19 protein-coding genes are annotated in these 23,720 nt (G+C 64.9%); 12 read left to right on the top strand and 7 right to left on the bottom strand.

Translation table 11 applies throughout. The features are described 5' to 3' along the window. Position 1: 1 nt before the first annotated feature. Positions 2-475 (bottom strand): YMGG-like glycine zipper-containing protein, encoded by a 474-nt coding sequence (locus IRZ77_RS09705; RefSeq protein ID WP_085601354.1) that lies wholly within the window; start codon positions 473-475, stop codon positions 2-4. Between the two features lie 151 nt (positions 476-626). Between IRZ77_RS09705 and IRZ77_RS09700 the strand changes: the two genes are divergently transcribed. From IRZ77_RS09700 to IRZ77_RS09685, 4 genes are read left to right on the top strand one after another with little or no spacing between them, the layout of a single operon-like run. Next, a complete protein-coding gene (locus IRZ77_RS09700) occupies positions 627-1,223 on the top strand; it encodes a paraquat-inducible protein A (RefSeq protein WP_196173428.1) in 597 nt (198 codons plus the stop codon). Further along, complete coding sequence (locus IRZ77_RS09695) at positions 1,220-1,864, top strand: paraquat-inducible protein A (protein ID WP_046613970.1); 645 nt, start codon at positions 1,220-1,222, stop codon at positions 1,862-1,864. Before IRZ77_RS09700 ends, IRZ77_RS09695 begins: the two co-directional genes overlap by 4 nt. Then, entirely contained in the window at positions 1,848-3,488 is a 1,641-nt protein-coding gene (locus IRZ77_RS09690) for a PqiB family protein (RefSeq protein WP_196173426.1), read from the top strand. The genes IRZ77_RS09695 and IRZ77_RS09690 overlap by 17 nt, the downstream gene beginning before the upstream one ends. An 11-nt stretch (positions 3,489-3,499) precedes the next feature. Beyond that, positions 3,500-4,033, top strand: a complete 534-nt coding sequence (locus tag IRZ77_RS09685; protein WP_196173424.1) for a PqiC family protein — start codon at positions 3,500-3,502, stop codon at positions 4,031-4,033. A gap of 8 nt (positions 4,034-4,041) precedes the next feature. On the opposite strand, the gene IRZ77_RS09680 is transcribed toward IRZ77_RS09685, so the two are convergent. Beyond that, a complete protein-coding gene (locus IRZ77_RS09680; protein ID WP_196173422.1) occupies positions 4,042-5,820 on the bottom strand; it encodes a phosphoethanolamine transferase CptA in 1,779 nt (592 codons plus the stop codon). A 154-nt stretch (positions 5,821-5,974) separates the two neighbouring features. Between IRZ77_RS09680 and IRZ77_RS09675 the strand changes: the two genes are divergently transcribed. After that, positions 5,975-6,121 carry a DUF2986 domain-containing protein gene (locus IRZ77_RS09675; RefSeq protein WP_023662626.1) on the top strand — a complete coding sequence of 49 codons (147 nt, stop codon included), beginning with the start codon at positions 5,975-5,977 and terminating at the stop codon, positions 6,119-6,121. An 88-nt stretch (positions 6,122-6,209) separates the two neighbouring features. On the opposite strand, the gene IRZ77_RS09670 is transcribed toward IRZ77_RS09675, so the two are convergent. Then, positions 6,210-6,578, bottom strand: coding sequence for a hypothetical protein (locus tag IRZ77_RS09670; protein ID WP_046613966.1), 369 nt, complete (start codon positions 6,576-6,578; stop codon positions 6,210-6,212). 258 nt (positions 6,579-6,836) lie between these two features. Here IRZ77_RS09670 and IRZ77_RS09665 point away from each other — a divergent pair, with 258 nt between their 5' ends. Then, positions 6,837-7,328 carry a GNAT family N-acetyltransferase gene (locus IRZ77_RS09665; RefSeq protein WP_046613965.1) on the top strand — a complete coding sequence of 164 codons (492 nt, stop codon included), beginning with the start codon at positions 6,837-6,839 and terminating at the stop codon, positions 7,326-7,328. Between the two features lie 35 nt (positions 7,329-7,363). Here the strand turns inward: IRZ77_RS09665 and IRZ77_RS09660 are convergent, their stop codons facing one another. The 3 genes from IRZ77_RS09660 to IRZ77_RS09650 form a co-directional block, all read right to left on the bottom strand. Then, positions 7,364-8,737 carry an 8-oxoguanine deaminase gene (locus IRZ77_RS09660; RefSeq protein WP_046613964.1) on the bottom strand — a complete coding sequence of 458 codons (1,374 nt, stop codon included), beginning with the start codon at positions 8,735-8,737 and terminating at the stop codon, positions 7,364-7,366. A gap of 224 nt (positions 8,738-8,961) precedes the next feature. Beyond that, positions 8,962-10,542 (bottom strand): aldehyde dehydrogenase (NADP(+)), encoded by a 1,581-nt coding sequence (locus tag IRZ77_RS09655; protein ID WP_196173420.1) that lies wholly within the window; start codon positions 10,540-10,542, stop codon positions 8,962-8,964. A gap of 262 nt (positions 10,543-10,804) precedes the next feature. Continuing rightward, positions 10,805-12,184: an APC family permease gene (locus IRZ77_RS09650; RefSeq protein WP_046613962.1), complete on the bottom strand. Its 1,380-nt coding sequence runs from the start codon at positions 12,182-12,184 to the stop codon at positions 10,805-10,807. Positions 12,185-12,465: 281 nt separating this feature from the next. On the opposite strand from IRZ77_RS09650, the gene IRZ77_RS09645 reads away from it, so the two are divergent. The 4 genes from IRZ77_RS09645 (at position 12,466) to IRZ77_RS09630 (ending at position 19,480) form a co-directional block, all read left to right on the top strand. After that, positions 12,466-13,308, top strand: coding sequence for a helix-turn-helix transcriptional regulator (locus IRZ77_RS09645; RefSeq protein WP_108480525.1), 843 nt, complete (start codon positions 12,466-12,468; stop codon positions 13,306-13,308). Positions 13,309-13,349: 41 nt separating this feature from the next. Next, a complete protein-coding gene (locus IRZ77_RS09640; protein WP_153670578.1) occupies positions 13,350-14,732 on the top strand; it encodes an aspartate aminotransferase family protein in 1,383 nt (460 codons plus the stop codon). A gap of 177 nt (positions 14,733-14,909) precedes the next feature. After that, on the top strand, positions 14,910-16,403 hold the full coding sequence (locus IRZ77_RS09635) for an aldehyde dehydrogenase (RefSeq protein WP_046613959.1): 1,494 nt from the start codon (positions 14,910-14,912) through the stop codon (positions 16,401-16,403). A 191-nt stretch (positions 16,404-16,594) separates the two neighbouring features. Continuing rightward, the gene (locus IRZ77_RS09630) at positions 16,595-19,480 is read left to right on the top strand and encodes an HD domain-containing phosphohydrolase (RefSeq protein ID WP_196173418.1); all 2,886 of its coding nucleotides are present in this window, start codon (positions 16,595-16,597) and stop codon (positions 19,478-19,480) included. A gap of 352 nt (positions 19,481-19,832) precedes the next feature. Here IRZ77_RS09630 and IRZ77_RS09625 read toward each other — a convergent pair whose 3' ends face one another. Continuing rightward, the gene (locus IRZ77_RS09625) at positions 19,833-21,545 is read right to left on the bottom strand and encodes an FAD-dependent oxidoreductase (RefSeq protein WP_196173415.1); all 1,713 of its coding nucleotides are present in this window, start codon (positions 21,543-21,545) and stop codon (positions 19,833-19,835) included. Positions 21,546-21,739: 194 nt separating this feature from the next. Between IRZ77_RS09625 and IRZ77_RS09620 the strand changes: the two genes are divergently transcribed. After that, positions 21,740-22,516, top strand: a complete 777-nt coding sequence (locus tag IRZ77_RS09620; RefSeq protein WP_046613956.1) for an IclR family transcriptional regulator — start codon at positions 21,740-21,742, stop codon at positions 22,514-22,516. A gap of 139 nt (positions 22,517-22,655) precedes the next feature. Then, positions 22,656-23,708: a Gfo/Idh/MocA family protein gene (locus tag IRZ77_RS09615; protein ID WP_085601369.1), complete on the top strand. Its 1,053-nt coding sequence runs from the start codon at positions 22,656-22,658 to the stop codon at positions 23,706-23,708. Positions 23,709-23,720 lie beyond the last annotated feature (12 nt).

Raw genomic sequence — 23,720 nt, 5'->3', positions numbered from 1 at the left:
GTCAGGGGCTGACCTGATAACCGCGCCCTTGCAGGCACCCGGCATAGGCACTGGCATGAGCCTGGGCTTTCGCTTCGTCCTGGCCGCGCCGGTCCTGACGGCGGTCCTGACGCTGGCGCATGCCACCGACCGCAGCACCGGCGGCAGCCACTTCGCCCGCGCGGTTCTGCCGGTATTGCTGCTTGGCATCGTCACCAACCCGGTCATACAGCTCGTCGTGCTGGTTGCCGCGCACCTGCGCGCCTGCCGCACCGGCAACCGCGCCGGCGGCGGCACCGCGTACGCGGCCACCGACATGGGGGTCGCTGGAGGTCGCGGCACTGTTCGCGGCATTGGTCGCGACGGTATTGCAGTCATTGATATCCAGTTGCATCTGCTGGCTGCTCTGGCCCTTGAGCGGCACCACCGACTGCGCCTGGGCTGCCGATGCTGCGCACAGCAGCACCAGCAGGCAACTCCACGTGAACGTACGCATGGCAAACCTCCAGCAAGTGGGGATCCCGTTTCAGAGGATAGTCCGGCTTTGCTGCCCCTGATGGCAGTTTCGCCGGGATGGTCTAAACCGGATATCAGATGTTGTTCGCCTGCATATGACGGCCTGAAACCAAGCTGCCTGTGGAACCCCCATGAGCCAGACTCAGCACCTGATCATCTGTGAATACTGCGACACGGTGTACCACCGTGCGCCGTTGCTCAAACACCAGCGCGCTGTATGCCCGCGCTGTGGCGGCGTGCTGTACCGGCACACCTCGCTGACCGTGCAGCAGCGGCTGGCCCTGAGCGTGACGGGTGGCATCCTGCTGGTATTCGCCAACTTCTACCCGGTGATGACCATCGGCATGCAAGGGCTGACCCACTCGGCGACGTTATGGGACTCGGTACAGATTCTCAGCCAAGGCAGTATCACCTTCATCGCCCTGGTCATGGCTTTGGCGATCATCTTCGCGCCGGTGCTACAGATTACCCTGTTGTGCTGGCTGCTGAGTTTCGCCCTGGCCGGCCAGCGCGCCCCCGGCTTTGCCGTGTGCATGCGCAGCCTGGAGAGCTTGCGGCCATGGAGCATGCTGGAGGTGTGCCTGCTGGGGGCGATGGTTGCCGTGATCAAGCTGGCGGGGCTGCTCGATGTGATCCCCGGCATCGGCCTGCTGGCCCTGGCCGCGCTGAGCATGCTGATCATCCATGTCGCCGGCAAGGACATCCGCGACTTGTGGGAGCAGGTATGAATACCCCGGCCAGCGCCGATGATCTGGGCCTGTGCCTGTGCCATGGTTGCGGTCAGGCCTGCGAACTGGGCAGCGGCATGCACACCTGCGAGCGCTGTGGCGCCGCCATTCATCGGCGCAAGGCCAATGCCATCAGCCGCGGCTGGGCATTTCTGCTGGCGGCCCTGGTTTTCTACATTCCAGCCAATCTGCTGCCGGTGATGCGCACCGAAATGCTCGGCAGCGGCAGCGAAAGCACCATTGGCGGCGGCGTGCTGGAGTTCTGGGAGGCCGGTGCCTGGGATATCGCGCTGATCATCTTCATCGCCAGCGTGGGTGTACCGGCCATCAAGTTCTTCTCGCTCGGCCTGCTGCTTTTTACCGCCCAGCGCGGTTCCACCTGGGCTTGCCGACAGCGCTCGCAGCTGTACCGTTTCGTCGAGCTGATCGGCTACTGGTCGATGCTCGATGTGATGGTGGTGGCGCTGGTGGCGGCGCTGGTCCAACTGCGTGGGCTGGGCACCATCGAGCCGCGGGTGGGCATCCTGTTTTTCGGCATGGTGGTGGTACTGACCATGTTTTCTGCGATGAGCTTCGATCCACGCTTGATCTGGGATAGCCGTGCCAACGAGGGAGGCCGCATTGATGGTGCAACAGACTGACAAGCGCGAGGGCGCGGGGCAGGTTGAAGTGCACACCCGGCGCTGGAGTGTGTCGCTGGTATGGATCGTGCCGATACTGGCGATCCTGATCGGCGCTTCGCTGGTGGTGCGCAACTGGATGCAGCAGGGGCCGGTCATCGCCATTTCCTTCCACACCGGGGAAGGGCTGGTGGCGCACAAGACCCAGGTCAAGTACCGCAGCGTGGTGATCGGCGAAGTCACCACGGTGGACCTGGCCGACGACAAGAAGAGCGTGGTCGCCAAAGTCCAGCTGTCCAACGACGCCCGTGCCTTCGCCACCCAGGGGGCGCGCTTCTGGGTAGTGCGGCCACGCATTGGCGTGGGTGGTGTGTCCGGTGTGGATACACTGCTGTCGGGCAGTTTCATTGGGGCGGATTCCGGCGAGTCGAAAGTGCCGGAGAAGTCCTTTGTCGGCCTGGAGCTGCCACCGCCGATCACCTACGACGAAAAGGGCAAGCGCTTTGTCCTGACCGCCAGCGACCTGGGGTCGCTGGATATTGGCTCGTCGATCTACTACCGCAAGATACCGGTGGGCGAGGTGGTGTCCTTTGCCCTGCAGGGCGATGGCAAGGGCGTGGAGATCGGCGTGTTCGTGCAGGCCCCCTACGACAGCTTCGTCACCGCCGATACCCGCTTCTGGAACGCCAGTGGCGTCGACATGCAGATTAGTGCGAACGGCCTGAAGATCGATACCGAATCGCTGTCGTCCATCCTGGTGGGCGGGCTGGCCTTTGGCTCGCCAGATTTCGCCCCGCAGGCCGAACTCGCTGCCGACCAGGCGCGCTTTCAGCTGTTTGCCGACCGCGACACCGCCCTGGCACCGCCCAGTGGCCAGGCGCAGTACCTGCAGTTGCGCTTCGACCAGGCCATGCGCGGCCTGTCGGTGGGCGCGCCGGTGGAGTTCAAGGGTGTGGAATTTGGCCGGGTCACTTCGGTCAAGCTCGACTACGATGCCACCCGGCAGAGCTTCCCCGTGGTGGTCGATGCGGTGATCTACCCGCAGCGGCTGGGGCCGGTGCACCGCAAGATGCTGGCCGTGTTCAAGCACGCCGAAGGCGACATGGATGGCGCGCGGAGGCTGATCGGCACCTTCGTCGAGCACGGCCTACGGGCCCAGGCGCGCAGCGGCAACCTGATCACCGGGCAGATGTTCATTTCCCTGGACTTCTACCCCGATGCCCCCAAGGTGGCCTTCGACAAGACCGCAGACCCTATCACCATACCCACATTGCCCGGCAGCCTGGAGCAGTTGCAGGAGCAGTTGCAGCGTGTGGTGGAGCGCATCAGCAAACTGCCGCTGGAGAGTATCGCCAACAACCTGGATGGCAGCCTGCGAGAGTTGCGCGCCAGCCTCAAGCAGTTCAATGGCCAGACGCTGCCGGACGTGAAGGTGGCGCTGGACGAGGTGCACAAGACCCTGCGCACCGCCAATTCGGCCATTTCCGAGGACTCGCCGCAGCGCGAGCGGATGGGCGAAACCCTGGACGAACTGGAGCGCATGTCACGTTCGCTGCGTGACCTTGCCGATTACCTGGGCCGGCACCCCGAGTCGCTGATACGCGGCCGGCCGAAAGCGGCCGCTGCCGCTGACCTTGAACCCTGAGGAGACAGCCGATGCATCGACTGCGCAATGTGTGTGGCGCCGGCCTGCTGGCCGTGCTGTGGGGCTGCAGCAGTACCCCGAACAACTATCACACGCTGGTACCGAGCGAACCGGTGCGCGACGGTGGCCAGCGCATTCAGGTGGCGAGGGTGGCCGTGCCGCCGCAGGTGGACCGCCCGCAGTTGGTGGTGCGACAGGGGCAGAGCGGCCTGGCCATCCTTGAGACGGAGTGGTGGGGGGCCAACCTGGTGGATGAGTTCCGCAGCGCCTTGCAGGACCAGTTGGGCGGGCCGGTGGGTGGCGGCAAGGCGTTGCTGCGGGTGGACGTGCAGCGCTTCGATAGCGTGCCGGGGCGCTATGCCTCGCTGGAGGCGGTATGGCGCCTGACGCGCTCGGGCGAAGCCGAACTGACCTGCCGTACCTCGCTGCAGACGCCCGCGGACAACAGCATCGCCAGCCTGGTCAATGCCCACCAGGCCAACCTGCGCAAACTGGCCGAGGCGGTGCGGGGGAGTGCCCGGCATGGCAGCTGTTCTGCATCCTGAGCAAGCAATCAGTTCAGGCGTCCAGCATTCTGTGTCTTGCCACTACTGACCGTCTCCCGCAACCGCTCGGCCTTGTCCAGCGGCAGGTGGTCGAACTCGCGCAGGCCATCCTTGCGGTACGGGTCGCCAATCCAGCGTGGTGCCACCACGAATTGCGGGCTCACCAGGCTCTTGGCCGGTTCGTAACGGTCATAACTCAGCCCGGCCAGGTCGGACAGGGTATGGATCAGGTGCGAGCTGCTGTAGGGGCGGTCGGCCATCGCCTGCAAGTCGCGGGGGTGCCCGGCCTGCCAGCTGGGCGAAGTCCACAGCAGGAAGGGAATGGTGTACATCGGCCGGGTCGGCGCCCCTTCGTTGCGCCCCAGGCGGTCGTGGTTGCCAGAGCTGTACACATCTTCGCCATGGTCGGACAGGTACAGCAGGAAACCATTGGGGTTGCCGGCCGAGTAACGCTTGATCAGGCTCGACACCACGTAGTCGTTGTAGCGCACCGCGTTGTCGTAGAAATTGTAGGTTTCCACCTGGTCATCGGTCAGCTTGCCGGGCACCCCCTGGCGGTCGTTGAAATGCGCGTAGTCGTTCGGGTAGCGGTAGCGATAATCCATGTGCGTACCCAGCAGGTGCACGATGATGAACTTGTTCGGCGCCGGGTCCTGCAGGGCCTCCTCGAACGGTGGCAGCACCACGTCGTCGTACTGCCTGGCATTCTGGTTGCGCTGGTTGTTCAGGTACACCGGTGCGTCCGTCTGCTGCGAGAAGGTGGTCAGCATGGTGTTGCGCTTGGTCATGGTCTGCTGGTTGGTGATCCAGAAGGTCTTGTAGCCGGCCTGCTTCATCAGGTTGATCAGCGACGGGGCGGTGAGGAAGCGGTCCGGGTTCTGCTCGTCGCCGAAGGTGAGGATCTGCTGCATCACTTCGATGGTGTACGGGCGTGGCGACACCACGTTGCGGAACACCGTCAGGCCCTTGTCGCTGGCGGCCAGCGCGTCGAGGTTGGGCGTGGTGTCGCGGTTGTGGCCGTACAGGTGCATGTGCTCGCGCGTGGTGGATTCACCCAGCACCAGCACCAGCGTGCGTGGCGCTGCACCGCTGCTGTCACGCAGGTTCTGCAGGGGCGGCAGCGCGGCATTCTGGGCCAGCAGCTCCTGCATGTTGTCCAGCTGCTGGCGGTACTGGCGGTAGCCGACCAGCAGTTGCCAAGGCACGGCGGGTTCCATGCGCTGCTGCACCTTTTCTGCCGCATCGGCGAAGCTGCGCTGCTGGGTTACCATCTGCTTGTAGAACGGGTACACCAGGTTGGCCAGCAACAGCAGGGCGACCACCGGCAGGCGACTGCGCAGCGGCAGGCTGACCGGGCGTACGCGCTTCCACAGCAGCACTGCCACCAGCGTGTATAACAGCAATGCCAGGCCCAGCCAGGCGCTGAAGTACTGGCTGAAGTACTCACCGGCCTCGGCGGTGTTGGACTCGAACATCACGAAGATGACGCTTTGCGAGAACTCCTGGCGATAGATACCGAAGTAGCTCAAGCCCACCAGCGAAGCAGCCCACAGCACCAGGCCGATGACCGCTGCCGTGGCGCGAGTGAAGCGCGGTAGCAGCAGTACCGGGGCCAGCCACAGGCTGCTGAGGAAGAATGCATCGCGAAAACCGGCGAACCCGGTGGTACCACTGAACAGCAGCAACGCCTGGGTCACGCCCGAGAAGTACCAGAAGAACAGCAAAAGCCAGCCCAGGCCGGCCCAGTCCACGGGGTTGGGCGAGGAGGGGGATGCAGTGTGTGACACGTATGCCTCGTCGTAGCTTGGCGGCCAACGGATGTGCCCGTGGCCGGAAAGGGCGTGACGCTAATCTGCCGAGCGTGAAAATAACGTCAACGAGACGCTGGCCCAGGCAAGGTATGATGTGTTCCGCCAAACCGGACTGACAGGTCGAGTGAAAATGAACCGTCGCAAGAAGATCAAGCAGCTACTGCAGGCGCATGCCAAGAAGGCCAGCGCCAAGCTGGCGCCGCGCAAGCCCAAGTACATTTGCAAGGCCGACCGTTTGAAGATGGAAGCCGAGGCGGCGGGGGATACCCCCACCTGACAGACTGGCGCGGACCTTGTAGGGGCGGCCTTGTGTCGCGATCAGGCCGCAAGGCCACTCCTACAGGGGGCGCGTTGGCGGCTTGCGATCAACGGCGATAGTAGCGGTGGTCATCATGGTAGCGGTGGTGCATGGCCCGCTCATGGCGGTGCTCCCAGTCGCGGCGCCGCTCCCAGTCGCGTCGGCGTTCCCAGTCTCGCCGGCGCTCCCAGTCACGGCGGGCCTGCTCGCGGCGCCACTGTTCGCGGCGCCAGTCGCTGCGGTGGTCATGCCAGCGGTCGTCATCGTGGGCCAGCAGCGTGGCTGGCTGTTCGTCGGCAATACTGGCCACCCTGGACCAAGGGTTGCCAGCAGGCTGCAACGGTGATTCAACCGCCGGGGCGGCTACTTCGGGCGCCTTCATTTGTGTTGCCGATGCCGTGCCCATTGCCGCGAACGAGAACAGGCCGAGCAGCATCAACCTAGCGACATGTATTTTCATGAGCGAAGCCAACCTCTGATAACAATTGAGCCATCTGGCCAGCAGGTGGTCGGCGAACCTTCTCTCGCGTTCCGCTACCTTTCTGTGCCTCCCACATAGACCGGTAAACGGGAAAAAGTTCGCAGCGGCAACAAGTTGTAGGATTTTTTTCTACCGGGTGTATGGCGTGGTGAAGTCCGGCGAGCGCTCATTTACCATGGCGGCTGTTTTCAGCCATTACCAAGGAAACCCGCCATGAGCGCCCCTCAGTTTCGCACCCCCACGGCCGCCGACGCCGAACGTTGCTACGCCATCGAAATCGGTGCCTATGAAGGCGATGAGGCGGCCACGCTGGAGAAGATCCGCACCCGCATCGCGCAGTATCCGCAGGGCTTCCTGCTGCTGGAAAGCGCGGGTGAGATCGTCGGTTTCATCAACAGCGGCTGCGCCCACGAAGTGGTGATGTCCGACGAGGCATTCAAGGAACTGGTCGGGCATGACCCGGCGGCGCCAAACGTGGTGATCATGTCGGTGGTGGTGGACCCGGCACACCAGGGCCAAGGCTACGCCAAGCGGTTGATGGATGAATTCATCGCACGCATGAAAGCTGCGGGCAAGCTGACCATTCACCTGATGTGCAAGGAGCAGCACGTGGCGCTGTACCAGAAGCTGGGGTATCAGTACATCAAACCATCGCCATCGGACCACGGCGGCATGGCCTGGCATGAAATGGTCATGGTCCTCTGATAGGCAATGGGCCGCAGGGCGGCCCAAATGGCAGCTTATTCGCCGCTGACCAGCTGGCGTGCCAACTGGTTGTGGCGCTCCAGCACCCGTGGCAGGTCGACCGTGGCCAGCTGGCCATCCTTCACCACCACACGGCCATTGATGACACTGGTGTGCACCTGGGTCGGTGTGCAGAACACCAGCGCCGCCAACGGGTCGTGGTGGCCGCCGGCATAGGCCACGTGGCCTAGATCGAAGGCGACGAAGTCGGCCACCATGCCTGGGGCGAGGGCGCCGATGTCATCGCGATTGAGCACCTTGGCACCACCGAGCGTTGCAATTTCCAGCGCCTCGCGTGCAGTCATCGCGTCGGGGCCGAAGCCCACCCGTTGCAGCAGCAAGGCCTGGCGCACTTCACCGATCATGCTGGCGCCATCGTTGGATGCCGAACCGTCGACCCCAAGGCCTACCGGCACACCGTGGTCGCGCATCTTGCGCACCGGGGCGATGCCCGAGGCCAGGCGCATGTTCGAGCATGGGCAGTGGGCGACACCCGTGCCGGTGCGGGCGAACAGCTCGATCCCATGCTGGTCGAGTTGCACGCAGTGGGCGTGCCACACGTCGTGGCCGACCCAGCCGAGGTCCTCGGCATACTCGGCGGGGGTCATGCCGAACTTCTCCCGGCTGTAGGCGATGTCGTTGACGTTCTCGGCCAGGTGGGTGTGCAACGACACCCCGTACTGGCGCGCCAGCACGGCGGCTTCGCGCATCAGGTCGCGGCTGACCGAGAACGGCGAGCAGGGCGCCACCACGATGCGGCGCATCGAGCCGTGGCTGGCGTCGTGATAGTCCTCGATCAGGCGCTGGGACTCCTTGAGGATGTCGGCTTCCTTCTCCACCACCGAATCAGGCGGCAGGCCGCCCTGGCTGCGGCCCACGCTCATGCTGCCGCGCGCGGCGTGGAAGCGCATGCCGATCTCGTCGGCGGCATGGATGCTGTCGTCGAGCTTGCAGCCGTTGGGGTAGATGTACAGGTGGTCGCTGGAGGTGGTGCAGCCGGACAGGATCAGTTCGGCCATGGCGGTCTGGGTCGACACCGCGATCATCTCGGGGGTCAGGCGTGCCCAGATCGGGTAGAGGTTGGTCAACCAGTTGAACAGCTCGCCGTCCTGGGCTGCCGGCACCACGCGGGTGAGGCTCTGGTACATGTGGTGGTGGGTGTTGACCAGGCCAGGGATGACCACCTTGCCGGCCATGTCCAGCACCACGTCGGCGTGCTGTGGCAGGGTATCGCTGGGGCCGACCTGGCGGATCAGGTTGCCTTCGATGAACATTCCGCCGTTCTTGATCTCGCGGCGTTCGCCGTCCATGGTGACCAGGAGTTGGGCGTTCTTGACCAGTAGCGTTCTTGGAGCATTTGTAGATGACATGGCTTGAGCCTGCCGCAATACGCATCGGCGATTACCGATGTCATAGGCGCATGGCATTGTAAGCAAGGTTTTTGCGGATTGTATACAGGGCCGGTGATCCTGTGCCGGCCTCTTCGCGGGCTCGCCCGCTCCCACAGGTACGGCACAGTTCTGGAATTCTGTGCAGTACCTGTGGGAGCGGGTTTACCCGCGAAGAGGCCAGTACAGGCTACCTCAATGTCAGATCAAACCGCGCCACGGCTGGCGACCCCATCCACCAACCGCGCAATCCCCAGCGGGTTGGCACTTTTCAGCGCATCCGGCAGCAGCGTATCCGGGTAGTTCTGGAAGCACACCGGGCGCAGGAAGCGGTCGATGGCCAAGGTACCGACCGAAGTGCCACGGGCATCGGAGGTGGCCGGGTATGGCCCGCCATGCACCATCGCGTCCGATACCTCTACGCCGGTCGGGTAGCCGTTCAGCAGCAGGCGCCCGGCCTTGCGCTCCAGCAGCGGCACCAGCGCAGCAAAGGCACGCAGGTCGTCGGGTTCGGCAATCAGGGTGGCGGTCAGCTGGCCTTGCAGGTGGCGCAGCGCCTCGGCCAGTTGCTGGGCATCGGTCACTTCCACCACCACGGTGGTTGGGCCGAACACTTCTTCCTGCAGCAGCGGGTCGCTGTTAAGCAGCAGGCTCACGTCTGCCTTGAACAGCTGCGGCTGGGCCTGGTTGCCGGCTTGTGGCTGCCCGGCCAGGTGCTGGATGCCAGGGTGCGCCAGCAGGTGCTGCACACCGTTCTGGTAGCTGCGCAGGGTGCCGGTGTTGAGCATGGTCTGCGGCGCCTGGTCGGCCATGCGTGCCACCAGCGTGTGTACGAAGCGTTCGAACTGCGGCGACTTGATGCCCACCACCAAGCCCGGGTTGGTGCAGAACTGCCCGCAACCCAGCACTACCGAGGCGGCCAGTTCGCCGGCTACCTGCTCGCCACGGGCCTGCAGGGCCTGGGGTAGGACTATTACCGGGTTGATGCTGCTCATTTCGGCGAACACCGGGATCGGCTGCGCACGCGCAGCCGCCATGTCGCACAGGGCGCGGCCACCACGCAGCGAACCGGTGAAGCCGACCGCCTGGATGGCCGGGTGCTTGACCAGTGCTTCGCCCACGCCGGCACCATAGATCATGTTGAACACGCCTGCCGGCATGCCGCTGCCGGCCACCGCGCGGTCAATGGCCGCGGCCACGTGGGCAGCGGTGAGCATGTGCCCGCTGTGGGCCTTGAACACCACTGGGCAGCCAGCCGCCAGCGCCGAGGCGGTGTCACCGCCAGCGGTGGAGAAGGCCAGCGGGAAGTTGCTGGCACCGAATACAGCCACCGGGCCGACGCCGATGCGGTACTGGCGCAGGTCCGGGCGTGGCAGCGGGGTGCGCTCGGGCAGCGCGCGGTCGATGCGCGCGCCGAGGAAGTCGCCACGACGCACCACATCGGCGAACAGGCGCAGCTGGTTACTGGTGCGGGCACGCTCACCGCGGATGCGTGCCTCGGGCAGTGCGGTTTCGCGCGTCACATGCAGGATGAAGTCATCGCCCAGTGCGTCCAGTTCATTGGCAATGGCATCCAGGAAAGCGGCACGCTGGGCCGGGCTGGTGCTGCGATAGGCCGGGTAGGCAGCCTCGGCGGCCTGCACGGCGGCTTCGACTTCGTCGCTGGTCGCCTGGTGGAAGGCGTATGGCAGTGGCTCGCCGGTGTGGGCGTCGACGCTGTTCAGCAGCACGTCACCGTTGCCGCTGAGCTGGCCGGCGATGTGGTTCAGGCGGTGTTCGATGGACATTTCGTTTCCCGTTGGCAATGACAGTCGATGGGCTGGGACTGTAGGGGGCGAAATGCGTGCTGAATAATGATTAATGCGGATCAGGTGATAACGGATCGTTATCGCAAAGGCCTTCTCCAAAAGTTTTCATCGTATGCACGGCCCCCTGTGGGAGCGGGTTCACCCGCGAACACCGGCGAAGCCGGTGCCATCCACCGAGTCGCCTGCTTCGCGGGTAAACCCGCTCCCACAGGGACCGCGCAAATGCTCGACAGCGCGCGTGTCACTCGGCCATCTGCAACTCCGGCAGCTTCACCCGGAACGCTCGGGTAAGCCCCAGCAACACCACCAGGCCCATGCCCATCCAGCACAAGCCGATGGTGAACGACAGGCTGGTCAGGCTGCTCCAGAGCCACAGCGTGCTGAGGAAGCCCAGGCCGGGAATGGCGCCATACAGCAGGTAGTTGCGAGCACCACGCAGCTTGTGGTCGATCAGGTAGTGCTTGACCACGGCCAGGTTCACCGCCGAAAAGGCGAACAGCGCGCCGAAGCTGATCATGTTGGCCACCGTGTCGAGGCTGATCACCAGGGCAATCAACGACAGCAGGCTGACCAGCAGGATAGCCGTGGCCGGTACGCGCTTTTTCGTCACCAGCTGGCCGAAGGCACGGGGCAACGCACCGTCGCGGCCCATGGCGAACAGCACCCGCGACACGCTGGCCTGGGACACCATGGCCGAGGCGAAGCAGCCGGCCACGTAGGTGGCGGTGAAGGCGGTCACCAGCAGCTCGCCGCCAACCCGGCGCATCACGTCCACCGACGCCGAGTCCGGGTCGGCGAAACTGCCCCAGTCGGGGAACACCATCTGTGCGCAGTACGACACCACCAGAAACAACATGCCGCCGATCAGCGACACGGCCAGGATCGCCACGGGAATGCGGTAGGTGGGGTTGCTGGTTTCCTCGGCCATGGTCGAGACCGCATCGAAGCCCAGGAACGACAGGCACAGCACGGCGGCGCCGGTCATGATCAACGGCACGCTGAAACCTTCGTGGTGGAACGGCGCCAGCAGCGACACCGGATGTGCCTGCCCACTGAGGTTCTGGATGGACAGGGCGACGAACACGATGATGAACACCAGTTGCACCACCACCAGGATCCAGTTCACCCGGGTGATCGACTCGATGCCGATCAGGTTGAGGAAGGTGACCAGGGCAATGGAACCCGCTACCCACACCCAGGCGTGGATGGCCGGGAAGTATTCCGACATGTAGATGCCGATCAGCAGGTAGCTGAGCAGCGGCAGGAAGATGTAGTCGAGCAGCAGGGTCCAGCCGGCGATGAAGCCGATGTGGCTGCCGAAGGCCTTGCGGGTGTAGGTGTAGACCGAGCCGGAGTAGGGGTGGGCCTGGACCATGCGGCCGTAGCTGTAGGCGGTCAGCAGCATGGCGGCGAGGGTCAGCAGGTAGGCGGTGGGCAAGTGCCCCTTGGTCATCTGGGTGACCAGCCCGTAGGTGGTGAAAACTGCAAGGGGGACCATGTAGGCCAGGCCGAACAGCACCAGGGCGGGCAGCCCCATGGACTTGCGGAAACGGCCGTTGCTGGCGGTGGGTTGCGACGGGCTATGTGCAGGGCTATGGGCTGTACTTGTTGTTGTATGCATTGCTAACTCCTGGAAAGGGATGCAGGACGCCGCGGTATGCGAGCGGGCTCGATACCGGTGGGTGTTGTGCAAGGAGGTCGAGCGGGTGGCTCGCAGCGCTGGGGCGGGTTGATGCTCCCACACCCCGCTGGTACCCGGAATCACCCTTTGGGGTGAGCCGGCAGAGGGCTTTGCCTGCTCACCCCAAAGGGTGATTTCGGTGTTTGCAGTGCCATGGGAGTATCTGGCCAACGACGCACCGCACTGGCGGCGGTGCCTTTACTTGAGACGGCAGGCCCACAGTGACTGATCAATTGCTTTCGCAACAGTGGTTCGAGCACCTGGCCAAGGTCACCGAGGCGATCGGCCGGCCGGGCTTTGCCGCCAATCTCTTTGCTGCACTTGGCGTGATCCGGCCTATCCAGGCGACCACGGTATACCTGTACCCCCACGACGGCATGCCCTGCGCGCTGTTCGAGCAGGACGACAAGGCGCCCTGGCAGCCCGAGGGCAATGTCAGCCGCTACCTGTCCGGCTTCTATCTGCTCGACCCGTTCTACGGGGCCTGTGTGGAGCAGGTCGAGTCCGGTTGCTATGGCCTGTTCGAAGTGGCGCCCGACCACTTCGAGGTCAGCGAGTACTACCAGTCGTTCTACCGGCACTCGCACCTGGAGGACGAGCTCAACTACATCCTGCAGGTCGCACCCGGGCAGAGCCTTGCGGTATCGCTGGCGTTCACCGAAAAGCTCGATGGGCAAACCCGTGCGCTGTTCGGGCGTATCACGCCCTGGGTGCTGGCGGTGCTCGGCAAGCACTTCGCCGGGCTGGACAGCCGTACCGGGCGCTTCGAGAACATCCTCGAGCAGCGCATCCACGCGGCGCTGAACAACTTCGGCAGCTCGCTGCTGACCGAGCGTGAATGCCGTATCGCCCAGTTGATCCTGCGGGGCCACTCGACCAAGTCGCTGGCCGAGCGCCTGGGGGTGTCGGAGGACACCATCAAGTCACACCGCAAGAACGTCTACGCCAAGCTCGATATCGGTACCCAGTCCGAGCTGTTCTCCCTGTTCATCGACGCGCTGGCCAATGCCCAGGGCGTGCTGGGCAAGGACCCGCTGGAAAGCTACATGGGCAAGCTGCGCTGAGCGTCAGCCGCCCTGCAACCCACCGCAAAGGAAAACCAACAATGAATGCGCCTTTCGCCCCGCAACGCCAGACCCGCGACTACCAGGCCTCCGATGCCGCACACCACATCCATGCCTTTCTCGACCAGAAGGCGCTGAACGCCGAAGGGCCGCGCGTGATCGTCGGTGGCGAACGGCTGCACCTGTGGGACAGCGAGGGCAAGCGCTACCTGGACGGCATGTCCGGCCTGTGGTGCACCCAGCTCGGCTACGGTCGTCGCGACCTGACCGCCGCCGCTGCCACGCAGATGGACCAGCTGGCCTACTACAACATGTTCTTCCACACCACCCACCCGGCGGTGATCGAACTGTCCGAGCTGCTGTTCAGTCTGTTGCCGGGGCACTACAGCCACGCGATCTACACCAACTCCGGCTCGGAGGCCAACGAAGTGCTGATCCGTACCGTGCGCCGCTACTGGCAGGTGGTCGGCCAGCCGAACAAGAAGATCATGATCGGCCGCTGGAACGGTTACCACGGCTCGACCCTGGCCGCCACGGCGCTGGGCGGCATGAAGTTCATGCACGAAATGGGCGGTCTGATCCCGGATGTGGCGCACATCGACGAACCTTACTGGTACGCCGAGGGCGGTGAGTTGACCCCGGCCGAGTTCGGCCGCCGCTGCGCCCTGCAACTGGAGGAGAAGATCCTCGAACTGGGTGCCGAGAACGTCGCCGGCTTCATCGCCGAACCGTTCCAGGGCGCGGGTGGCATGATCTTCCCGCCGGAAAGCTACTGGCCCGAGATCCAGCGCATCTGCCGCCAGTACGACGTGCTGCTGTGTGCCGATGAAGTGATCGGCGGCTTTGGCCGCACTGGCGAATGGTTCGCCCACGAATACTTCGGCTTCGAGCCCGACACCCTGTCCATCGCCAAGGGCCTGACCAGCGGCTACGTGCCCATGGGCGGCCTGGTACTGAGCAAGCGCATTGCCGAGGCGCTGGTGGAGCGGGGCGGGGTGTTCGCCCACGGCCTGACCTATTCCGGGCACCCGGTGGCGGCGGCGGTGGCCATCGCCAACCTGAAGGCGCTGCGTGACGAAGGTATCGTACGCCAGGTAAAGGACGACACCGGGCCGTACCTGCAGCGCATCCTGCGCGAAGTGTTTGCCGACCACCCGTTGATCGGCCAGGTGCAGGGTGCCGGGTTGGTGGCGGCGCTGCAGTTCGCCGAGCACAAGCCGACGCGCAAGCGCTTCGCCAACGAGAACGATCTGGCATGGCAGTGCCGTACCTTCGGTTTCGAGGAAGGGGTGATCATTCGCTCCACCCTGGGCCGGATGATCATGGCGCCGGCGCTGATCGCCAACCACGGCGAGCTGGATGAGCTGGTGGAGAAGACCCGCATTGCCGTGGACCGCACGGCGCGCCTGGTCGGCAAGCTCTAGACCGCTGATCCCTGTGGGAGCGGGCAAGCCCGCGAACACCGGCGAAGCCGGTGCCATCCACCGTGTCGCCTGTTTCGCGGGCATGCCCGCTCCCACAGAGGGAGTGCGGCGTGCTTGCGGACTGTGTGGTATCTGTTAATTGCAAGAAGACCGCCACGACGGTCGCCTGGAGTACAAATGTACACCCTCGAATTCTGGCAACAACGTGCCTCGGACCTCTACCTTCCGGCCAATGCACTGATCGACGGCAAGCCCGTCAACGCGCAGGGCGGCGCCACCTTTGCCGCCATCAACCCCGCCACCAACAAGGTACTGGCCCAAGTCACCGCCTGCGGCCAGGCCGAGGTCGACCTGGCCGTCGCCAGCGCCCGCAGGGCTTTCGAGCAAGGCCCGTGGCCGCGCATGGCACCGGGGGAGCGCAAGAAAGTGTTGCTGCGCCTGGCCGAACTGATCATGGCCCATCGCGAAGAACTGGCCCTGCTGGACTCGCTGAACATGGGCAAGCCGGTCATGGACGCCTACAACATCGATGTGCCGGGCTCGGCGCAGGTGTTCGCCTGGTACGGCGAGGCGCTGGACAAGGTGTACGACCAGGTGGCGCCCACCGCGCCCAACGCGCTGGCCACCATCACCCGCGAAGCCCTCGGCGTGGTCGCCGCCGTGGTGCCGTGGAACTTCCCGCTCGACATGGCCGCCTGGAAGCTCGCCCCGGCGCTGGCCGCCGGCAACAGCGTGGTGCTCAAGCCCGCCGAGCAATCACCGTTCTCGGCCCTGCGCCTGGCCCAGCTGGCGCTGCAGGCCGGTGTACCGGAGGGCGTGCTGAACGTGGTGCCGGGCCTGGGCGAGCAGGCCGGGCAGGCGCTGGGCCTGCACCCGGACGTGGATTGCCTGGTGTTCACCGGCTCCACCCAGGTGGGCAAGTACTTCATGCAGTACTCGGCACAGTCCAACCTCAAGCAGGTATGGCTGGAGTGCGGCGGCAAGAGCCCCAACCTGGTGTTCGAAAACTGCCAGGACCTGGACCTGGCTGCGGAAAAGGCGGCATTCGGCATCTTCTTCAACCAGGGCGAGGTGTGCTCGGCCAACTCGCGGCTGTACGTGCAGCGCTCCATCCATGACGAGTTCATCGAGCGCCTGCAGGCCAAGGCCCGCCAGTGGCTGCCAGGCAACCCGCTGGACCCGGCGAGCCGTGCCGGTGCGATTGTCGATGCCGGGCAGACTGGCCGGATCGAAGCCGCCATCGCCCGTGCCGGGCAGGACGGGGCGCGGTTGGTGTGCGGTGGCCGGCGCCTGACTATCGATGGTTCGGACAATTACATCGAGCCGACCATCTTTGCCGGGGTCGATGGCCGTATGAGCCTGGCCCAGGAGGAGGTATTCGGGCCGGTGCTGGCGGTCAGTGCCTTCGACAGTGAAGAGCAGGCCGTGCGCCTGGCCAACGACAGCATCTATGGGCTGGCGGCGTCGGTGTGGAGCGATGACTTCAACCAGGTGCACCGCGTGGCGCGGGCGTTGAAGGCCGGTACCGTGTCGGTGAACACGGTCGATGCGCTGGACGTGACGGTGCCATTCGGCGGCGGCAGGCAGTCCGGGTTTGGCCGCGACCTGTCGTTGCACTCGTTCGACAAGTATTCGCAGCTCAAGACCACCTGGTACCAGTTGCGTGCCTGAACCCTGAAGGCATACCCAGGACCTGTAGGAGCGGCCTTGTGTCGCGACAGGGCCGCTCCTACAAGGGCCAGTGCTGGCTAGAGGAGCCATGCAAGACTAAATTTCTTCTCTAGCCCGGCAAAAAGCCCGTCCGCCCTCTACACTCCTGCGGGTATCAGCCAAGGCAATGTGCCATACATGGAGTACCTGAGATGGGCTGCGTGTCGAATGGTCGTGCTGCTGGCAACGCCGGACGTGGCATTTCACTACAGTGGCTGGTGGCACTCGCCATCGTGCTGGGCATGTTGCTGCTCGGCGCCGCCCTGGCCTGGCAGGGTTATCACGGCATTCGTCAGACCTTGGTGGCCGCAGCGGGTGATTCGGCCCAGCAAATTGGCAAGACCATCGACGAACGCGCCCGGCGCCTGATCGACCCGGTGCAAAGCAGTATCCGCCTGCTCGCCCACAACCCAGCCGCGCAAACCCCGGCGCAGCGCCTGGAACGCTTGCCGCAACTGGTCGAGACGCTGGACGCCAACCGCATGCTCAGTGCCGCCTACATGGGTTACCCCAGTGGTGATTTCCTGCTGGTGCGCCGCTTGCGTGACCCGCAGGTGCTGCAGCGTTTCGCCGCACCGCCGGGGTCGGCATTTCTGGTGCAGAGCGTCAGCCGTGAGGGTGGGGCGGTGCAGGGTGAGTGGCGCTTCTACGACCACGCGCTGAACCTGCTGCAGGCCCGGGCCAAGCCCGAATACCGCTACGATCCGCGTACGCGCCCGTGGTTTGTCGAAGCCAGCGCCCAACCCACAACCGTGCTGACCCACCCCTATGTGTTCTTCACCACCCGCGAGATCGGCCTGACCATGGCCCAGCGCAGCGTCGACGGCGGTGCGGTGATTGGCATGGACGTTTCGGTCGACGACTTGGTCAGCGAGACGCAGGGCCTGCGCATGACTCCCGGCACCGAGATCGTCGTGGTCGACGACCAGGGCAGCGTGGTGGCCTACCCGGACCTGCAGCGGGTCATCGTGCACGAAGGGCAGACCGTGCGCTTGTCGCGCATCGGCGAACTGGGCATTCCCAGCCTGGAGCACCTTTACGCAAACCTGTCGCAAGGCACCCGGCCGCACCCTTATCAGGTGGATGGCCAGACCTGGTATGGCATGCGTGTGCAACTGACCAACCTGGCCGGCCAGGACCTGCAGGTGCTGATCGCCGTGCCAGGCCATGAGTTGCTGGCCGGTGCGCGCAAGGTACTGCTCGAACAACTGCTCTGGACCGCCGTCCTGATTAGCGTGCTGCTGGTGCTCGGTGGTGTGATTGGTCGGCGCATCGGTCGCCCGTTGCGGCTGCTGGCTGAACAGGTGCAAGGCCTGGCCGGCTTTGATTTCAGCCGCGAAGTCGGGGTGCGCTCGCGGGTGTCCGAGGTGCGTGAGCTGAGCCGCGTGCTTGGCCGCATGTCGGGCACCATCCGCAGCTTCCAGGCGATTACCCTCACGCTCAGCCGCGAGCGCGACCTGGAGCGCATGCTCGACGGTGTGCTGACCCATCTGGTGGAAGCCGCCGGGGCCAACGCTGGCGTGGTTTACCTGTTCGATGCCGAACACGCCTTGCTGCGCCTGGCCGCGGCCTGCCGTGGCGAGCAGTACCCTGGCGAGCTGGCCGTGGATGAGACTGCCCAGCAACACCTCGCCACGGCGGTGACCCAGGCCCTCGGCCTGCCCGAGCACAGCCTGGCCTTGGTGCTGAATGACCGTAGCCAGGCGCTGCTGGGCATCCTGGTCCTGCAACTGGGCGATGGACCTGCACACGAGCAGGCCGGCCAGCCGTTTCGCAGCTTTGTTGCGGAGCTGTCCGGGGTGGCAGCGGTGGCCATCGAGACGCGCCAGCTGGTCGAAGCCCAGCAACGCCTGCTGGATGCCATGATCAAGCTGCTGGCCGATGCCATCGATGCCAAGAGCCCCTATACCGGCGGCCATTGCGAGCGGGTGCCACAACTGGCGCAAATGCTGCTGGACCAGGCGGTGGCGGCCGAAACCGGCCCGTATGCCAGCTTCAGCATGAGCGCGGCTGAACGCTACGAGTTCCATGTGGCGGCCTGGCTGCACGACTGCGGCAAGGTCACCAGCCCTGAGTATGTGGTGGACAAGGCGACCAAGCTGGAAACCTTGTACAACCGTATCCACGAGGTACGCATGCGTTTCGAGGTGCTCTGGCGGGATGCCGAGCTGGTCTATTGGCAAGGCCTGGCCAGCGGTGGCGACCAGCAGGCGCTGCAAGCCACCCTGGCGCGCAGCCAGGTCCAGCTGCAGGACGACTTCGCTTTCGTCGCCCAGGCCAACATCGGCGGCGAGTTCATGCAGGACGCCGACATCGAACGCCTGCAGCAGATTGGCCGACGCTGCTGGCAGCGCCATTTTGACAACCGCCTGGGCATCTCCCGTGATGAAGCGGAACGCTTTGCCGACATGCCTCCGCCCGCGCTACCGGTTGACGAACCACTGCTGGCCGACCGCCCCGAGCATTTCGTGCCCTGGGGCCCCCGCAAGCCACCGGTGGCCAAGGACGACCCGCGCAATCGCTGGGGCTTCGACATGCGCTTGCCGGCCTACGCCAGCAATCATGGCGAGCTGTACAACCTGGCGATCCGCCGCGGCACGCTGAATGATGAGGAACGCTTCAAGATCAACGAACATATCGTGCAGACCATCATCATGCTCAGCTCCTTGCCGTTCCCCCGCCAGCTCAAGCGGGTGCCGGACATCGCTGGCAACCATCACGAGAAAATGGACGGCAGTGGCTACCCGCGCCGGCTGGGCGAGCAGGACCTGGGCGTTGCCGAGCGGGTGATGGCGATTGCCGACATCTTCGAGGCGCTGACCGCGGCCGACCGGCCTTACAAGGCACCGAAGACCTTGTCCGAGTCGGTGAAGATCCTGGTGGGCATGGCCCGTGGCGGGCACATCGACGGCCAGCTGCTGGAGCTGTTCCTCAGCAGCGGGGTATACCGCCAGTATGCCGAGCGGTTCTTGCGTGCCGAGCAGATCGACGAGGTGGATGTGGCGTACTGGTTGGAGCAGATGCGTTGCCCGGCTTGAGCGAAAAATCGGATTCAGCCCCTTCCTTCCCCATTCCTTCGAAGACACCTTGATCCAGGTGCAGATGCCCAATGGGCGAAGCACTTTGCACCAGGGCAGAAGTAATGTGTTGCCTGCTCTGGCCTCTTCGCGGGCACGCCCGCTCCCACAGGATCTTCACCATACTCAAGAGTTGCACAGTACCTGTGGGAGCGGGCGTGCCCGCGAAAGGGGGGCGAAGCGCCCCCAACGATCTGTGCATCACCGCAAAAACGCCGGGGCCGCTTTGCGGTCCTTTCGCGACACAACGCCGCTCCTACAGGAATCGCGCCGTCCATGAGAAACAGGGCACGGCCATCAGTGATCGCTCACCTCATTCATACCCCTGCGCCCCGGCAATATGCCGCCCGGCCACATAGCCAAAGGTCAGCGCCGGACCCAGGTTGATGCCACCCGACGGATACCAGCCGCCAAACACGCTGGCCATGTCGGTACCCGCCGCATACAGGCCAGCAATCGGCTGCCCGGCTTCATCCAGCACCCGGGCATTGCCGTCGGTGCGCAGCCCGGCAAAGGTGCCAAAGCAGCCGGGCTGCACCTTCACCGCATAGAACGGCCCCTGCTCGATGGGCGCCACGCAAGGGTTTGGCCCCTTGTGCTGCGGGTCGCCCTGCTTGCGGTTGAACGGTGTGGAACCACGGCCGAACGCCGGGTCCTGGCCGTTGCGGGCATGGTTGTTGAAGTCGCTGACCGTAGCGCACAACCCTGCCGGGTCGATGCCGCAGGCCTGAGCCAACTGCTCGAGGGTGGCCCCCTGCTTGAGATACCCGCTGCGCACGTGCGGCCACACCGGCAGCGGCGCCGGGCGGGCATGGCCCAGGCCGTAGCGGCGCAGGAAGCGATGGTCGCAAACCAGCCACGAACACACCTCTTCGCCTTGCGTCACCGCCGCGACCATCGCTGACACATAGTCGTAATAGCCATGCGCTTCGTTGACGAAACGCTTGCCATTGGCCAATACACCGATGATGCCCGGTTTGCCGCGTTCGATGATGTGCGGGAAGTGGCCGACGCTGCCGTCACGGTGCGGCACCCGCGAAACCGGTGCCCAGGCCACTGGCGACTTCAGGTCGGTGGCGACCACACCGCCGGCCGACTCGCCCAGGCGCAGGCCGTCGCCCGAGCAACCCTTGGGGGGCAGGGCCAGGTTGTCGTGGCCGCTGGCATCGCGCGGGAACAGTTGCCGGCGGCGGGCGTTGTCGTTGGGGAACCCACCCGCCGCCAGTACCACGGCCTTGGCACGGATCAACTGCTCGCCCTGCGGTGTCGCAACCAGCGCCCCCCGCACCTGGCCATCCTCGACCAGCAGGCGTTTGGCCGGTGCCGACTCTTGCAGGCGCACGCCCAAATCCTGCGCCGACCTGGCCAGGCGGGCCACCAGCGCCACGCCGTTGACCAGGTGCATCGCCCGGCCATACCGGACGAGGTGGTACAGGTGGCGGCCGAAGCGTTTGCACACGTGCAGCAAGGCCTTTGGCGAGCGGGTCATGTTGAGGAACGCGGCAAGGTCGGCACCTGCCATTATCGGCATGCCCATGAACGAAGTTTCGCGCATGGTCTTGCGCAGGCGTGGCAGCAGCGCACCGACCTCGCGCGCGTCATAGGGCGCGGCAATCACCTGGTGCCCTCCCTGGGCCGCTCCCGGTGTGTCGCCATGCATGTCGGGGATGCCGTTGCCGTCGGCAAACTGCAGCGCCGTGTGCTTTTCGAAAAACGCCACCATGTGCGGGCAGGCTTCGAGGAAGGCGTCGACGCGTTCGGCGTTGTAGTACGCCCCCAGTTCGTTGCGCAGGTAGGTACGCGGCTGCTCGATGTCTTCCTCGATGCCGGCCCGGCGTGCCAGTGGGTTGCGCGGCACCCAGGCCCAGCCGCCGGACCAGGCGGTGGCACCGCCGAACACTGGCTCCTTCTCCACCACGATCACCTTCTGCCCGTGCCAGGCAGCCGTCACGGCCGCAGCCAGCCCGGCGGCACCAGAACCTATGACCAGTACATCGCATTCGGTTTCGTAGGGAGCGGAAGGCATTGCGGGATTCCTGTATTGTTATTGGAACAAGGTTCCACATTCTTATTGGCAGGGAATCGGCCTGCAAGGGCGTGGCGGCATTGGTGGGCAATTATTGGGCGATAACCGGACAGTTCGTGTTGCCCGGGCTGCGGCCGCTATCGGCGGTGTGGAATCATCTTCTAGAATTCGCAAAAATTTCAGGGACCTGTGTCATGGCTGGTAGTCAGATCGAACGCGCCTTCAGTCTTGTAGAAAGCCTTACCGGCGAGCCGCAGGGGCTGCCGCTGCAAACCCTGGCCGAGCGCCTGGACATCCCCAAGAGCGCCACCCATCGCATGCTCACCGAGCTGGTGCGGCTGGGCTATGTGCGGCAGAACCGTGACAACAGCCGCTACCAGCTGTCGGCCAAGCTGGTGGCGCTGGGCTTCCGTTACCTGGCCAGCAGTGGTGCCGACATCATCCAGCCGATTCTTGACCGCCTGGCCCAGGACAGCGGCGAACTGGTGCGCCTTGGCGTGATCGATGGTGCCCGCCAGACCTGGATCGCCAAGTCCCAGGGCGCCCGCTCCGGGCTGCGCTACGACCCGGACATGGGCCGTGACGCACCGCTGTTCTATACCGCGTCCGGGCATGCCTGGCTGGCCAGTCTGGACGATGAGCGGGCGCTGCAGATGGTGTTGCGCCAGGGCATTGCCGACCCGGCGCAGTTCGGCCCGAATGCGCCGCGCTCCACCGACGAATTGCTCACCTACCTGCGCCGCGCACGCGAGCGCGGTTACGCCTGGGTCGAGGAAACCTCGGCCATTGGCACCTCGGCCCTGGCTGCGGTGGTGCGCCGCCCGCAAAGCGACGAGGTGATCGGTGTGCTGAGCATCGCCGGGCCCAGTGCGCGCCTGGCACAAAGCCGCCTGGCAGACCTGGCGCCGCTGTTGCTGGCGGCGGCGGAGGAGCTGTCGGCGGCCAGCCGGGCCAGTGAATTGTTCGCCTGAAGTGCATTTCCGGTCGATTACCGCACACTGTGTTCTGCGGCTTCTTCTGAAAAGCTGAACCTGGTTCTAAATTGTTCAATGCGGAATGTGGAATTTAGTTCCGGAAACTGCATTACAACAATGACAAGAGGACAGGCTGTTGAACGCACCCCTACGTATTGCCTTGATCGGCGCCGGCATCATGGGCCGCCAGCATTACCAGCATTTGCTAAATGTGCCGCAGGCCCAGCTGTGCGCTGTGGCCGACCCGGGCCCCCAGGCCGAGGCCTTTGCCGCCGAATGCGGCGTGCCTTGTTTTGCCGACCACCGCCAGATGCTGGAGCACGCGCGCCCCGAGGCAGTGATCATTGCCAACCCGAACAACCTGCATGTCGCCACTGCCCTCGACTGCGTCGAGGTCGGTGTACCGGTGCTAGTCGAGAAACCGGTGGGCGTGCACCTGGATGAAGTCCGCGCGCTGGTGGAAGCCTCGCGCCGCCACAATGTGCCGGTGCTGGTGGGCCATCACCGCCGGCACAACCCGCTGATCGCCAAGGCTCACCAGGTGATCGCCGACGGCAAGCTGGGCCGGCTGATCAACGTCACCGCACTGTGGCAGTTGCAAAAGCCCGACAGCTATTTCGAAACCCCCTGGCGACGCGAGCCGGGCGCTGGCTTCTTGCTGACCAACCTGATTCATGACCTGGACCTGCTGCGCCACCTGTGCGGCGAGGTGGTGCAGGTGCAGGCATTCACCCGCAACGATGTGCGCGGTTTTGCCAACGAAGACAGCGCCGCGGTGCTACTGCAGTTTGCCAATGGTGCATTGGGCAGCCTGACTGGCTCCGACGCGGTGGCTGCGCCATGGAGTTGGGAGCTGGACTCTGGCGAAAGCCCGGTCTATCCGCGTCAGGATGGCCAACCGTGCTACCTGCTGGCCGGCACCCAAGGGGCCCTGAGCATTCCGCAACTCAAGCGCTGGCACTACGCCGAGGTCGGGTCGGGCTGGCACACGCCGTTGTTGCAGAGCGAGGAAAGCATCCCCGCCGGCGAGGCATTGACCTTGCAGTTGCAACACTTCGTGCGGGTTGCCCGGGGTGAACAGGCGCCGCTGATCGATGCCGCCGACGGTGGCCGTACCCTGGCGCTGATCGAGGCGATCCGCCAGGCAGCGGAAACTGGCCGGGCCTGTGCGCCCGAGCACATTGCCTGACTTGTCTGGTGA

Origin of the sequence: Pseudomonas pudica (assembly GCF_015680405.1) — a bacterium.
GTDB classification, from domain to species: Bacteria; Pseudomonadota; Gammaproteobacteria; order Pseudomonadales; family Pseudomonadaceae; genus Aquipseudomonas; species Aquipseudomonas pudica.
Note: the sequence above shows the minus strand (reverse complement) of the source record. Positions and strands in the feature narration are given on the sequence as shown.

Bases quoted from the DNA above. Each gene is read 5' to 3' on its own strand.
- IRZ77_RS09705 (WP_085601354.1), bottom strand. From the start codon at position 475: ATGCGTACGTTCACGTGGAGTTGCCTGCTGGTGCTGCTGTGCGCAGCA.
- IRZ77_RS09700 (WP_196173428.1), top strand. From the start codon at position 627: ATGAGCCAGACTCAGCACCTGATCATCTGTGAATACTGCGACACGGTG.
- IRZ77_RS09695 (WP_046613970.1), top strand. From the start codon at position 1,220: ATGAATACCCCGGCCAGCGCCGATGATCTGGGCCTGTGCCTGTGCCAT.
- IRZ77_RS09690 (WP_196173426.1), top strand. From the start codon at position 1,848: ATGGTGCAACAGACTGACAAGCGCGAGGGCGCGGGGCAGGTTGAAGTG.
- IRZ77_RS09685 (WP_196173424.1), top strand. From the start codon at position 3,500: ATGCATCGACTGCGCAATGTGTGTGGCGCCGGCCTGCTGGCCGTGCTG.
- IRZ77_RS09675 (WP_023662626.1), top strand. From the start codon at position 5,975: ATGAACCGTCGCAAGAAGATCAAGCAGCTACTGCAGGCGCATGCCAAG.
- IRZ77_RS09670 (WP_046613966.1), bottom strand. From the start codon at position 6,578: ATGCTGCTCGGCCTGTTCTCGTTCGCGGCAATGGGCACGGCATCGGCA.
- IRZ77_RS09665 (WP_046613965.1), top strand. From the start codon at position 6,837: ATGAGCGCCCCTCAGTTTCGCACCCCCACGGCCGCCGACGCCGAACGT.
- IRZ77_RS09660 (WP_046613964.1), bottom strand. From the start codon at position 8,737: ATGTCATCTACAAATGCTCCAAGAACGCTACTGGTCAAGAACGCCCAA.
- IRZ77_RS09655 (WP_196173420.1), bottom strand. From the start codon at position 10,542: ATGTCCATCGAACACCGCCTGAACCACATCGCCGGCCAGCTCAGCGGC.
- IRZ77_RS09650 (WP_046613962.1), bottom strand. From the start codon at position 12,184: ATGCATACAACAACAAGTACAGCCCATAGCCCTGCACATAGCCCGTCG.
- IRZ77_RS09640 (WP_153670578.1), top strand. From the start codon at position 13,350: ATGAATGCGCCTTTCGCCCCGCAACGCCAGACCCGCGACTACCAGGCC.
- IRZ77_RS09635 (WP_046613959.1), top strand. From the start codon at position 14,910: ATGTACACCCTCGAATTCTGGCAACAACGTGCCTCGGACCTCTACCTT.
- IRZ77_RS09630 (WP_196173418.1), top strand. From the start codon at position 16,595: ATGGGCTGCGTGTCGAATGGTCGTGCTGCTGGCAACGCCGGACGTGGC.
- IRZ77_RS09625 (WP_196173415.1), bottom strand. From the start codon at position 21,545: ATGCCTTCCGCTCCCTACGAAACCGAATGCGATGTACTGGTCATAGGT.
- IRZ77_RS09620 (WP_046613956.1), top strand. From the start codon at position 21,740: ATGGCTGGTAGTCAGATCGAACGCGCCTTCAGTCTTGTAGAAAGCCTT.